We start from the raw sequence: 12541 nt of genomic DNA on the forward strand, positions 1-12541 counted from the left end.
ATTTAGTTAATTGGAGAAATAGGGTAAAGAGGCAAAACTTTTTTCCAAGAATCTATATTTGAATTTAATAAATTTTTATTTGATAAATTTAATAGTTCTTTTAAATCTTCTTTATCATCATAAACAGCCTCAAAAAAAAGCTCTTTACTCTCAAGTTCTTTAACAATTTTTGGTAAAACTATTTCTCTAATGACTAGTTCTGAGGAAGTTTTTCCGTTATGAAAAATTTCATATTTACCTGCAATAAAACCTTTTCGTTTTAATTTTTTGTAAATCCAGAATGATTTTTTGTTTGTAAAGATATTATTTTTTGATGCAATTCTTTTTGCCATTATTTCAAATGAACTAAAACTGTCTAGAGGACAATTTATTTGTTGTGAGATAGTTCTTGCTAAAACCACAATCAGTCGTGAAGCATTAAAATTTGATGGCCCAATGCTGATAGATAACTTATTTATTTTTTGTAAATTTTCTTTGGAAATAAATTTGTTAAGATCATTAATTAAGTTGCTGCAAAGGTCATTATCAAATTTTTTGATAAAAAATTTATCAGATTCAAGGTTATTTTTTTTTCTATACCCAAAGCAAAAAGAGTTGTCTGTGCTATGAATCACTAATGTAGAATAATTTTCTCTTTGTTTGCGTTTATTTGTCATTTATTACCTTTAAACAGGTAATTCCATACCTGGGTTACACTTAGACCATTTACCAAATTCATTTTCAAAACTTTCACAAGATTGAACATCCCAATCAGTTTTATAATCACCATTATTATCTTTAACTATATTGACATGAATGAATGGTTTTTTTGCTTTAAAATCAGGTAGATCACAAATATGATCAACACCATGATTATTCTCAACATCATGATATGTGATACATCTATCAACCCATCTACAGTTGATGCAAATGCACATAATAAATTAATTAAATGAAAAGTATTCTCACAGATCATACACTAATAATTAACGAATTAGAGACAAGTATAAAATTTCATAATGTAAATCATATACTAGGTTTTTTGCCTAAGGGATCATATTTGGTTGGTGGTTACATAAGGGATATTATTTTGGGAAGAGAACCTGAAAAGGTGGATGTTGATATTGTGGTACCTTTAAATGCAATTGAAATTGGGAAAAAGATTGCAGATAATATTGGATCAAAATTTTTAATTTTAGATGAAAAAAGAGAAGTTGTAAGAATTATTTTTAATCATATTTCAATTGATATTGCTAATCAGATTTCCTCCACAATCGAAAGAGATCTAACTAGTAGGGACTTTTCGATTAATTCAATTGCTTTTTTATTTGATAAAAAGCTTTTGTTTGATCCATTAAATGGCATAAAAGATTTAGAATTTTCCTTGCTTAGAACTTATTCAGAAATAAACTTACTGAATGATCCGTTAAGAATATTAAGATGTTTCCGTTTTGTATCGGAATTGAATTTTAAAATTGATTTAAAATTAATTGATTTTATAAAAAAAACTAAAGAAAAATTACATCTAGTAGCAAAAGAGAGAATTAATTATGAAATACAAAAAATAGTAAATGGTGAACATGCTCTTGAAGCATTAATTTTGGTAAAAAGATTTAATATATTTGGATCTGATAATTTTTATAAAAATTCTTTTTTTTTGGATTTACAAAAAATTAATTATAAGGAACTTAATAAGATCGAAAAGGAGAAATTTTTACCAATATTTTTTATAGCCCAAATTTTAGATGAAGTATCTCTAGAGAAATTTAAATTTAGTAAATCTGAAATTGCAAAAACAAAGTTATTACGAAAATGGCATTTTTTGTTGATAGAAAAAAATATCTCTCAATTAACTGAATCAGATAGATTTGCATTACATAAAGAATTAGAGATGTTTCTTCCATCTTTTATTTTTTATTTACCTCAAAACTTACGGTTAGATTGGCTTAATAGATGGCGTGATAAGGATGATAAATTATTTCATCCTTCAAATTTACTTAATGGTGACATAATCAAAAAAAATTTAAAAATAAAGGACGGGCCTATATTAGGAGATCTTTTAGAGTATCTTTCAAAGGAACTTGCATTTAAGAGATTAAATAATTTTGATGAAGCTATTTATAAAGCAAAGCAATGGATTGAACAAAATGCGCCAAAATGTGATTAAATACACATAGCTTAGTTTTGTTTAGAAGTTCAGACTTCAAAATCATTTTTAAAAATTTATGAGCATTCGCATTTACATTGGCAATTTACCACAAGGATTTAATCCAAAAGAATTTGATACGCTTTTAAAATCAGTTTCTGATTCGATTCGATTTAAAGCAGTTCTAGACAAAGAAACTAAAGAATGTAGGGGTTTTGGTTTCGCGACAACTAATAGTGAAGAGAATGCTAATTTATTAATTCAAAAATTAAACGGTTTTGAATTCAATGGTTCCAAATTAAGAGTAGAGCTCTCAGAAAAGAAAGATTCTGCCTCAAACAAAAGAAATAGCGGAAATATAAATAAGAATAAGAAGAGGAAAGACTTTAAGAAAATTGTTCATAGTGATGCCCCTAACCTCGAAGCACCTGATCCAAGATGGGCTGGAGAACTATCTAAACTAAAAGATTTGTTGGCAAACCAAAAGACACCTGCTTAGTTATTTAATTCGAGAAATTAAAAAAGATATAGGAATTTCAAAAGCTTTTACTGAATTTTTTACAAAAGCTCTATTATTAAAAACATCATAATCTAACCTTTCAATTGAATCTAGTATTCCTCTGTAAAGGCGTAAAGACGTCCAAACTGGCCATCTAGCATCTGAAGAAAGCCATTTAATCCCATCTTCAGACTTTTGGAACCAATCACGAGCTCTGGTTAATTGAAATTTCATAAGAGCCCTCCACTGGTTGTTGATTTTACCTTTTAAAAGTTCTTCTTCAGAATAATTAAATTTCTCAATATCCTCTTGTGGGAGATAAATTCTTCCTCTTTGCCTATCTTCTCCGACATCTCTCAATATATTCGTTAATTGATTTGCAATCCCAAGAGCTATGGCTGCCTCAGAGGGGTCAGGTTTAGCACTCCATGGAGCTGATGTATATGCGCTATCAATCCCCATGACATTTTGGGTCATTAAACCTACAGTACCTGCCACTCTATAACAATAAAGTTTTAATTCATCAAAGTCCTTATATCTAAATTTATTAAGATCCATTCTCTGACCTTCTATCATATCGAGATAGGGTTGAATATCTTGGGGATATTTTTCGATTGTATCTACTAGAACTGAATCCAACTCTGATTTAATATTCCCTTTAAATACATTTTTTGTATTTTCTTCCCATCTATCTAAATCATCTGAAAGCTCATCTTGGGATTTGGTTGAGGCTTCCGCGCTATCCATTATTTCATCTGTTCTTCTACACCATACATAAATAGCCCAAATAGCTTTTCTCTTCTCTACTGGTAATAAAAGAGTACCCAAATAAAAGGTTTTAGCCCATTTTTGAGTTTCTTTACGGCATATCTCATATGCTTGATCTAGTTGAGAAATTGAATTTTTCAAAAAGTTTTATCTAAATTTGGGAATTTTTTAAATGTTATTAAGCAACATTTTGAGTAATTTTGGAATACTCCTTATTGATTGATTCTGCGCATAATTTACCACTTAAAACAGCCCCTTCCATAGAAGCTAAATATTTTTGCATTGTATAATCACCAGCTAAGAAGAAATTTTTTATGGGAGATTTTTGGGTAGGTCTGAACTCTTGACAACCAGGCACCGCTTTATAAACAGATCTTGGCGTCTTGACTACTTTGTATTTTCTTAAATTTGTCTTATCATCACCCATGAAATGAGTGGGGAATAATTTTTTTAATTCTTCCATAGTTGCATCGACGATGTCTTGATCACTTTTATTTATCCAATCTTTTGCTGGTGCGAAAACTAATTCAAGCATTGATCTATTAGGATCTTCATATTCTTTGCATGTGATACTCATATCTGCATAAACACTTAGGAGTGGTGATCTACTAAATAGTAAATGGTCAATATCTGTTAATTTTTTGTCAAACCATAAATGAATATTAATTACTGGTACGCCATTTAAACCCTCCAATTTAGAAAACGTTTCTAAACCTTTCCATTGATTCGGGATCATTAATTTAAAAAGATCTACAGGCATTGCGCTAACGTAAGCATCTGCAGTTATTTCTTTCTTTTCGTTTTCGTTTTCGTTTTCGTTTAAAGAGGCAATAGTAAAACTTTTAACAGTGCTGTCTTCATTGAGGTTGATTTGCCTTAATGGGCTATTCATGTGAACTTCTCCTCCACGAGAAGTTATATAATCGACCATTGGTTGACAAAGTCGTTCTGGAGGAGCCCCGTCAAGAAATGCCATTTTTGAGCCATTTTTTTCTTGTAAAAATCTGTTTAATGCCGTTAGTAAAACTGTAGATGATATTTCATCCGGACCAATAAAATTTAAAGCTTTACTCATTGCTATAAAAACTTCATCATTAACTCTTTCTGGGATATTGTGTTCTTTAAGCCAATCTGTCCATGATTTTGTATCACATTTATCTAAGTACTTTTGACCTCTCAACATTGCAGGAACTAATCCTAATCCAAAGAGGATCTTTTCATTCCATGAAAGCATATCGTTATTACTAAGTATGGCTGATACTCCATTTATGGGGGCTGGTAAATCTGGAAAGTCAAATCTACTATAAGTTCCTGGCTCGGATGGCTGATTAAAAATCATTGAATGGCTTTTCCACTGGAGTCTATCTTCAATATCTAATTCTTTAAAAAGTTGCAACATATTAGGATACGCTCCAAAAAATATATGCAAACCAGTTTCATACCAGTCTCCATCCTCATCTTTCCATGCAGCAACTTTTCCTCCAAGAACATCTCTAGCTTCAAGAACTATTGGGATGTGACCCTTATCAACTAAATATTTAGCGCAGGATAAACCCGCTAAACCTGCACCAGCAATTACAACACGCATTATTAAATCAAGAAATAAATTAACACTTACTAATAAGCTACATTAAAGTTAGAACATTATAGTTTTTTTCGTTGATTATTTCTTAAAATTATGGAAAAAATGCTTTTAAAATCGACTACTCGACATGTAAGAATTTTTACTGCTGAAGTTGTTGATAAAGAATTACAATTTCATCCCAACAAACTTACTCTAGATTTGGATCCTGATAACGAATTCATTTGGAACGAAGGCTCTTTAAATAAGATTAATGAAAAATTTAATGAACTAATTAAAGAGAGAGCAGGCAAGGATTTGGATGATTATGAACTTCGAAAAATAGGATCAGAAATTGAGGGTCTAATTAAAGTTTTGCTTCAAAATGGCCAACTAAGCTACAACCCTAATTGTAGAGTAATGAACTATTCAATGGGTTTGCCAAAGACAAATGAAGTACTGTGAATAGACCACCATCAAATAGAAGGCCGAGGAAGGGCCCGAATAGAAGTTATTACTCTTCAAATCCAAGAGATCTGGATTCTTATGGACAAAAAAAAAGTAGACTACCTGCTTCTTCCGAACAAAATATTAACTTCAGTACAGGGACCATAGCTGTTCTTGCAGGAGTTTTAATTCTTGGTGTTGGTATAGGAAGCGCGATTACCAGTACAACAGATGGTGGACAGGGAAATATAGCAAGTCAACAACAATTAGATATGGCTGTTCCAGATCCTGAATTTTGCAGACAATGGGGTGCAAGCGCTTTTGTTATTGATGTTGAAATGTATACAACCCTGAATCCATCCACCAGTTTTGTAACTCAACCAGCACTTCAACCAGGTTGTGTAATTCGCAGAGAAAATTGGACAGTTTTACAAAAACAAGGGGCAATCAGTAATGAAGATGTAAGGGAATGTAAGCAAAGGATGAATACTTTTGCGTACATTGGATCCATACGAGATAAACCAATAGTCAAGTGTGTTTATCAAACAGATGTTAATGAAAATAAATTTATAATCAAGGGAGATGGACAAGCCGAAGATGGCGGAGTGGGGATTAATAAAGAAGCAATTCAGTTCTGATGGACTTTATATTTTTCTTAACGGGCTTTCTAAGCTAGCAAATTGAGGCAGAATATTTTTTTTGAACACTACCGATGCTCTTGAGGTGTATCTTGATGGGTTTGTAATTAATTTTAGCTCTCTTTTGACCTCTAAGTCAGCAACAAAAGCCTTGTGGATTGTTCCAGCTGCTAATTCTCTTTCAATTGAAACAACAGGTAAAAATGAGGCTCCTAAACCTGATTGAACTGCATTCTTGATTGCTTCGAGAGAATTAAGTTCCATCTCAATTTTTAATCTTTGAATGTCAAGTCCAGAATCTTGAAGAAGTTTGTCAACAACTTTTCTTGTTGTAGATTGAGTATCTAATGTAACGAAATTTAATTTGTATAAGTCTTCTTTTAATAGTTCTTTTTTGTTAGCAAGTGGGTGTTTAGTTGGTAATACTAATGCTAATTCATCTGTTGCATATGGAATAACTTGGAGTAAATTTTCTAAATCGCTGGGCAATTGTCCTCCAATAATTGCTAAGTCAATTTGGCCATTGGCAACACTCCAACCAGTTCTTCTTGTACTATGAACCTGAAGTTGAACAGACACATCAGGATATTTCTGTCTAAAAAGTCCTATCATTCTTGGCATTAAATAAGTTCCTGTTGTTTGACTTGCTCCAATTACAAGAGACCCACCTTTGAGGCTATTTAGATCTTCAATAGCTTTACAAGCCTCGTCGCATTGATTCAAAATACGTTCACAATAGTCAAGTAAAAGCCTTCCTGCTTCAGTTAAAAGTGCTTTTCTACCACCTCTGTCGAAAATTGTAATTTCAAGTTGTTTTTCTAGATTTTGTATTTGTAAACTCACCGCAGGTTGGGTGACATATAATAAATCTGCCGCTTTTTTAAAGCTTCCTTCTGCGGCTATAGCTTTTAATATTCTTAATTGGTCTAGAGTAAATGGTAATTCGGGCATCTATTGTGCCTAAAATTATTCATAATTCTAATACTATCAAGTATTCTTGTTAAGGACTTAATTATTTAAATAATCTCAATTTTATGGAGACTCATAAATCTTCTCTTGTGATTTTATTATTGATTTTGATTTTTGCGGTAATTCATAGTGGCGGAGCTGCTTTAAGAAGTAAAGCAGAATCTATTATGGGACCAAGATTATGGAGATTATGTTTTGTTTTTTTAAGTTTGCCATCCGCAATTATCCTAATTAGTTATTTTTTAGCTCACAGATATGATGGAATTAGATTATGGAACTTTCAGGGTAATCATTTCATTTTTTTAGTAGTTTGGTTTTTAACTGCCATAAGTTTTTTATTTTTGTATCCCGCCACTTACAATTTGTTGGAAATTCCTTCAGTTTTGAAACCTAAAGTGCGAATTTATGGTACTGGAATTATGAGAATCACAAGACATCCTCAAGCATTTGGTCAGATAATTTGGTGTTTTGCACATACTTTATGGATTGGTACATCGTTCACATTAATAACTTCTATTGGCTTAATTTGTCATCACCTTTTTGCCATCTGGCATGGCGATAAGAGATTAGCCAATAAATTTGGTGAAGAATTTGAAAAGTTTAAAAAAAATACTTCCATAATCCCCTTCGTAGCGATACTAGAAAGAAGGCAAGAATTTAAAATTAGAGAGTTTTTAAGGTTATCTCAACTTGGTATATTAATTGCAATAGGTCTACTTTGGTGGTCCCATCAATATATAAATATTGCTGTTAAAACATTTAATTCATCATTTTTGTCGGAATTTTTCAATTGACAGTTTAAAATCAATATATAAGTTTTTTAAAACATGCCTCAAGCTTCAGATATTGCCTGGTTAATTCCTGTTTTCCCACTAATTGGAGCAGTGCTTTCTGGTTTAGGATTAATAAGTATTAATAAGAAAATTAATAATTCTAGGGAAATTGTTTCTGTAGGTCTAATTTCTTTCGTTGGCATATCTGCGGTTATTAGTTATAAAGCTCTGATTGAACAAGTCAATGGTTATCAATCAGTAGAAAAATTATTTGTTTGGGCCAGTGCTGGGGATTTTACAATCCCAATGGGTTTTGTTCTTGACCCTTTGGGTAGTGTAATGCTTGCTTTAGTAACCACAATAACTTTGCTTGTAATGATTTACTCTCATGGTTATATGGCTCATGACAAGGGTTATGTCAGATTTTTTACATATTTAGCTTTATTTAGTAGTTCAATGATGGGGTTGATAGTTAGTCCAAATTTATTAGAAATTTATGTTTTTTGGGAATTAGTTGGAATGTGTTCTTACTTATTGGTTGGTTTTTGGTACGACAGGGATGGCGCTGCCCACGCTGCACAAAAAGCATTTGTTGTTAATAGAGTGGGTGATTTTGGATTATTGTTAGGCATTCTTGGTTTATTTTGGGCAACGAATAGTTTTGATTTTAATGAAATAGCTACTGGAATTTCTCAATCATTAGCTGATAATTCAATACCTGTTTGGGCAGCTTTACTCCTATGTTTTTTAGTTTTTTTAGGTCCAATGGCAAAATCTGCGCAGTTTCCACTTCACGTTTGGTTACCTGATGCTATGGAGGGACCGACACCGATATCTGCACTAATTCATGCAGCTACAATGGTTGCTGCAGGTATATTCCTAGTGGCTAGGCTGCAACCTTTGTATTCAATTTTTCCTTCCATTCAATTCATTATTGCTTTAGTTGGCACTATTACTTGTTTTTTAGGCGCTTCTATTGCTTTGACCCAAATGGACTTAAAAAAGGGATTAGCATACAGTACTGTTTCCCAACTTGGTTATATGATGCTTGCGATGGGATGTGGAGCACCAATAGCAGGAATTTTTCATTTGGTTACTCATGCTTGCTTTAAAGCAATGCTATTTTTAGGATCTGGTTCTGTAATACATGCAATGGAAGAAGTAGTAGGCCATCAGCCTGTATTGGCTCAAGATATGAGATTGATGGGCGGTTTAAGAAAAAAAATGCCCTATACATCTGCTACTTTTTTAATTGGTTGTGTAGCAATTAGTGGTATTCCACCCTTGGCAGGTTTTTGGAGTAAGGATGAGATACTCGGAAATGCATTTATATCATTTCCAGCTTTTTGGTTTGTAGGACTTTTAACAGCTGGTATGACTGCATTTTATATGTTTAGGCTTTATTTCCTTACATTTGAAGGAGATTTTAGAGGGGAGAATAAAGATTTACAAAAAGAGCTTTTAACCGCTTCTAAATTAAATCTAGAAGAAGAAAATGAAGAAGAGCACGATGTACATGGCTCTATTCATGAGTCTCCCTGGTCCATGACATTCCCTTTAGTATTTCTTGCGGTGCCTTCAGTAATAATTGGTTTTATGGGACTTCCTTGGGATAGTAAAATTGCAAATTTACTTGATCCTGAAGAAGCAGAAACTGCTGCAAAAGCCTTTGAAATAAGTGAGTTTTTGCCTTTAGCGATAGCCTCAGTTCTTATTGCATCAGCTGGCATTGTTATTGCTTATCAGGCATATTTTGCGAAAAAAATTAATATGTCAGCTTTATTTGCCGAAAAGTTTCCTGCTATTAATCAATTTTTATCTAATAAATGGTACCTAGATGATATAAATGAAAAACTTTTTGTTAAAGGTAGTAGAAAACTTGCGAAAGAAGTTTTAGAAGTTGATTCTAAGGTTGTAGATGGAGTCGTTAACCTTACTGGACTTGTTACTTTAGGTAGTGGAGAAGGTTTAAAATATTTTGAGACTGGTAGAGCTCAATTTTACGCCCTTATCGTTTTTGGAGGAGTAATTCTATTAGTTGCTATATTTGGTTTTCAATCTCCTCAAGTAACTTAATTACAATTGTGTGTCTTCACTGTCTATTGGGTGAAAAAATATAGATAATTTCTAGACTTTATTTAAGATAATATTTCTTACTAAATTGAGTACTTATTTTTTTATACATTTTGCTACAAAAATGTTTGGAACTTTGGGGGCTGGATTGTCGAATTTTCCTTGGCTTTCTGCCTCAATTTTGTTCCCAATTGGTAGTGCATTTGTGATACCTTTTTTCCCAGATAAAGGAGATGGGAAAGAGGTTAGATGGTTTGCATTATCTATTGCATTAATAACTTTTTTAATAACTGTAGGTTCATATATAAATGGCTTTGATATTAATAATGAAAATGTTCAACTGAAAGAAAACATTAGTTGGTTGCCTGATTTAGGCCTTACTTGGTCTGTTGGTGCTGATGGAATTTCGATGCCTCTAATATTATTAACTAGCTTTATAACTGCATTAGCAGTTCTTGCTGCATGGCCTGTCAAGTTCAAACCAAAGTTATTTTTCTTTTTGATATTGGTGATGGATGGCGGTCAAATTGCTGTATTTGCAGTTCAAGATATGCTTTTATTTTTTCTAACTTGGGAACTCGAGCTAATTCCCGTATATTTATTATTAGCTATATGGGGTGGCAAAAATAGACAATATGCGGCAACAAAATTCATTATTTACACAGCTGGTAGTTCTATATTTATACTCCTAGCTGCATTAGCAATGGGATTCTATGGTACTGAAATTCCTAATTTTGAGTTTTCTCATTTGGCAGCTCAAGATTTTAGTCAAAAATTCCAAATAATCTGTTACGTCGGTCTTTTAATTGCATTTGGAGTAAAACTTCCAATAGTACCGCTTCATACTTGGCTTCCAGATGCGCATGGAGAAGCTACAGCTCCTGTGCATATGCTTCTAGCAGGAATTTTATTAAAAATGGGAGGATATGCTCTTTTAAGATTCAATGCTCAATTATTACCCGTTGCACATGCTCAATTTGCCCCATTATTAATAGTTTTAGGAGTTGTAAATATAATTTATGCTGCATTAACTTCTTTTGCCCAAAGAAATCTCAAAAGAAAAATTGCTTACAGTTCTATAAGTCATATGGGTTTTGTTCTTATTGGAATAGGTAGTTTTAGTAGTCTAGGAACAAGCGGAGCAATGCTACAAATGGTCAGTCATGGATTGATTGGAGCAAGCTTATTTTTTCTTGTTGGAGCAACTTACGATAGAACAAAAACTCTTAAACTCGATGAAATGAGTGGTGTAGGACAAAAAATGAGAATCATGTTTGCCTTATGGACTGCTTGCTCCCTTGCTTCCCTTGCCTTGCCTGGTATGAGTGGATTTGTTTCCGAATTAATGGTATTTACAGGATTTGTAACCGATGAAGTCTATACACTCCCGTTTAGAGTAGTTATGGCTTCTTTAGCTGCTGTAGGTGTAATACTTACTCCTATTTATCTACTATCAATGTTACGAGAAATTTTCTTTGGCAAAGAAAATCCTGAATTAACTGAACAAAGAAAACTTATCGATGCAGAGCCCAGAGAAGTTTATATAATTGCCTGTTTACTTTTACCCATAATTGGCATAGGTTTATACCCAAGATTAGTAACTGAAAGTTATCTTGCGTCTATTAATAATTTGGTTGATAGAGATTTAAATGCTGTTAAAAGTACTGTTAAAACAAATATTTTTTCAGGGACTAAAAAAAATGATATCCTAAAAGCTCCAACAATATAATTTTTAAATTAATGCAATATTGTTTGGCATTCAATAATTAAGAAGATATCTTATGAGTAGATATTTAATATTTCAAGATACCTTATTTAAATTCCATTGATAGGCAACAATTGGGGCCTAGATTATTGATTAAGTTTCTTCAAGATGCCGCGGGCAAAGGTGATCTTGATCCATGGGATATTGATGTAATCAGTGTAATAGATAGTTTTTTAGAGCAATACTCACAAACTTTTGGGAGAAAATCAAATAGTCAAAATTCATATCATAAGGATTTATCTGAGACGAGCGAGGCTTTTTTTGCGGCTTCCGTACTAGTAAATTTAAAGGCTCAAGTTTTGGAATCTGATGTTTTCAAAGATAATTCATCAGATTTTGAAGATGATTTTGACGTGGATGATCAAGATTGGATTGATCAAGAATTTGATATTCCTAAATATCCTGAAAAATATCTGAGGAGAAGATCAATAGCACAACCAATTCTTAAACGTACAACAACTCTTGGAGAACTGGTAAGTCAGTTAGAGTCCATTGCTGAAGTTATAGAAAGCCAAGATCTTCTGCTCATGAAGAGAAAAAGAAATAAAAAATATTCTGACAAGGCTTTAATCTCTCAAGTGAAATCATTAGCGCATCGTGAGAAACTCCCAGAAACTACTAAGGCATTAGGTAAATTTATTGATGGATGGGAAAAAGCATTACAGTGGACAGATTTTGAATATTTAGTTGAGAAATGGCAAGCAGTTGTAAAAAATGATTTAGATAAAGATAGGCTTGGGGTATTTTGGTCTTTGTTATTTTTATCATCTGAAAACAAAATTGAAATTAAACAAATTAATTCTTTATATGGCCCAATTCAAATTAAAAGAATAATTCCTGATGGAGGTTTAGCTCAATTACCTATAGATAATCTTGAGATAAACAGTACCTATCCTTCTGCCGTTTAGATGCTTAATATTAAT

13 protein-coding genes are annotated in these 12541 nt (G+C 32.5%); 8 read left to right on the forward strand and 5 right to left on the reverse strand.

Going from position 1 to position 12541, the window contains the following annotated elements; all coding sequences use genetic code 11:
* Positions 1-2 precede the first annotated feature (2 nt).
* Both HA145_RS00785 and HA145_RS00790 read right to left on the reverse strand, forming a co-directional pair.
* Entirely contained in the window at positions 3-656 is a 654-nt protein-coding gene (locus HA145_RS00785; protein WP_209127431.1) for a molecular chaperone, read from the reverse strand.
* Between the two features lie 9 nt (positions 657-665).
* Complete coding sequence (locus HA145_RS00790; RefSeq protein ID WP_075448409.1) at positions 666-917, reverse strand: Ycf34 family protein; 252 nt, start codon at positions 915-917, stop codon at positions 666-668.
* A 14-nt stretch (positions 918-931) separates the two neighbouring features.
* Between HA145_RS00790 and HA145_RS00795 the strand changes: the two genes are divergently transcribed.
* Both HA145_RS00795 and HA145_RS00800 read left to right on the forward strand, forming a co-directional pair.
* Positions 932-2146, forward strand: coding sequence for a CCA tRNA nucleotidyltransferase (locus HA145_RS00795; RefSeq protein ID WP_209127432.1), 1215 nt, complete (start codon positions 932-934; stop codon positions 2144-2146).
* Between the two features lie 58 nt (positions 2147-2204).
* Positions 2205-2624: an RNA recognition motif domain-containing protein gene (locus HA145_RS00800; protein ID WP_209127433.1), complete on the forward strand. Its 420-nt coding sequence runs from the start codon at positions 2205-2207 to the stop codon at positions 2622-2624.
* Here the strand turns inward: HA145_RS00800 and HA145_RS00805 are convergent, their stop codons facing one another.
* Both HA145_RS00805 and pds read right to left on the reverse strand, forming a co-directional pair.
* The gene (locus HA145_RS00805) at positions 2625-3533 is read right to left on the reverse strand and encodes a phytoene synthase (RefSeq protein ID WP_209127434.1); all 909 of its coding nucleotides are present in this window, start codon (positions 3531-3533) and stop codon (positions 2625-2627) included.
* Positions 3534-3570: 37 nt separating this feature from the next.
* The gene (pds, locus tag HA145_RS00810; RefSeq protein WP_209127435.1) at positions 3571-4980 is read right to left on the reverse strand and encodes a 15-cis-phytoene desaturase; all 1410 of its coding nucleotides are present in this window, start codon (positions 4978-4980) and stop codon (positions 3571-3573) included.
* A 90-nt stretch (positions 4981-5070) separates the two neighbouring features.
* Here pds and ndhM point away from each other — a divergent pair, with 90 nt between their 5' ends.
* Both ndhM and HA145_RS00820 read left to right on the forward strand, forming a co-directional pair.
* The gene (gene ndhM, locus HA145_RS00815; RefSeq protein WP_209127436.1) at positions 5071-5418 is read left to right on the forward strand and encodes an NAD(P)H-quinone oxidoreductase subunit M; all 348 of its coding nucleotides are present in this window, start codon (positions 5071-5073) and stop codon (positions 5416-5418) included.
* Positions 5415-6038 (forward strand): DUF3172 domain-containing protein, encoded by a 624-nt coding sequence (locus HA145_RS00820; protein ID WP_209127437.1) that lies wholly within the window; start codon positions 5415-5417, stop codon positions 6036-6038. Before ndhM ends, HA145_RS00820 begins: the two co-directional genes overlap by 4 nt.
* Before the next feature lie 6 nt (positions 6039-6044).
* On the opposite strand, the gene HA145_RS00825 is transcribed toward HA145_RS00820, so the two are convergent.
* The gene (locus HA145_RS00825; RefSeq protein WP_209127438.1) at positions 6045-6989 is read right to left on the reverse strand and encodes a LysR family transcriptional regulator; all 945 of its coding nucleotides are present in this window, start codon (positions 6987-6989) and stop codon (positions 6045-6047) included.
* 83 nt (positions 6990-7072) lie between these two features.
* On the opposite strand from HA145_RS00825, the gene HA145_RS00830 reads away from it, so the two are divergent.
* From HA145_RS00830 to HA145_RS00845, 4 genes are all read left to right on the forward strand, one after another.
* A complete protein-coding gene (locus HA145_RS00830; RefSeq protein ID WP_209127439.1) occupies positions 7073-7801 on the forward strand; it encodes an NnrU family protein in 729 nt (242 codons plus the stop codon).
* Positions 7802-7834: 33 nt separating this feature from the next.
* The gene (locus HA145_RS00835; RefSeq protein ID WP_209127440.1) at positions 7835-9856 is read left to right on the forward strand and encodes an NAD(P)H-quinone oxidoreductase subunit 5; all 2022 of its coding nucleotides are present in this window, start codon (positions 7835-7837) and stop codon (positions 9854-9856) included.
* 121 nt (positions 9857-9977) lie between these two features.
* Positions 9978-11582 carry an NAD(P)H-quinone oxidoreductase subunit 4 gene (locus HA145_RS00840; RefSeq protein ID WP_209127441.1) on the forward strand — a complete coding sequence of 535 codons (1605 nt, stop codon included), beginning with the start codon at positions 9978-9980 and terminating at the stop codon, positions 11580-11582.
* Between the two features lie 110 nt (positions 11583-11692).
* Positions 11693-12526 carry a segregation/condensation protein A gene (locus HA145_RS00845; protein ID WP_209127442.1) on the forward strand — a complete coding sequence of 278 codons (834 nt, stop codon included), beginning with the start codon at positions 11693-11695 and terminating at the stop codon, positions 12524-12526.
* The last annotated feature ends 15 nt before the right edge of the window (positions 12527-12541 follow it).

This window comes from Prochlorococcus marinus XMU1411 (assembly GCF_017696075.1).
GTDB classification, from domain to species: domain Bacteria; phylum Cyanobacteriota; class Cyanobacteriia; order PCC-6307; family Cyanobiaceae; genus Prochlorococcus_A; species Prochlorococcus_A marinus_V.

Coding starts and splice junctions, on each gene's coding strand:
- HA145_RS00795 (WP_209127432.1), top strand. CDS start 932: ATGAAAAGTATTCTCACAGATCATACACTAATAATTAACGAATTAGAG.
- HA145_RS00830 (WP_209127439.1), top strand. CDS start 7,073: ATGGAGACTCATAAATCTTCTCTTGTGATTTTATTATTGATTTTGATT.
- HA145_RS00835 (WP_209127440.1), top strand. CDS start 7,835: ATGCCTCAAGCTTCAGATATTGCCTGGTTAATTCCTGTTTTCCCACTA.
- HA145_RS00785 (WP_209127431.1), bottom strand. CDS start 656: ATGACAAATAAACGCAAACAAAGAGAAAATTATTCTACATTAGTGATT.
- HA145_RS00790 (WP_075448409.1), bottom strand. CDS start 917: ATGTGCATTTGCATCAACTGTAGATGGGTTGATAGATGTATCACATAT.
- HA145_RS00825 (WP_209127438.1), bottom strand. CDS start 6,989: ATGCCCGAATTACCATTTACTCTAGACCAATTAAGAATATTAAAAGCT.
- pds (WP_209127435.1), bottom strand. CDS start 4,980: ATGCGTGTTGTAATTGCTGGTGCAGGTTTAGCGGGTTTATCCTGCGCT.
- HA145_RS00840 (WP_209127441.1), top strand. CDS start 9,978: ATGTTTGGAACTTTGGGGGCTGGATTGTCGAATTTTCCTTGGCTTTCT.
- HA145_RS00800 (WP_209127433.1), top strand. CDS start 2,205: ATGAGCATTCGCATTTACATTGGCAATTTACCACAAGGATTTAATCCA.
- ndhM (WP_209127436.1), top strand. CDS start 5,071: ATGGAAAAAATGCTTTTAAAATCGACTACTCGACATGTAAGAATTTTT.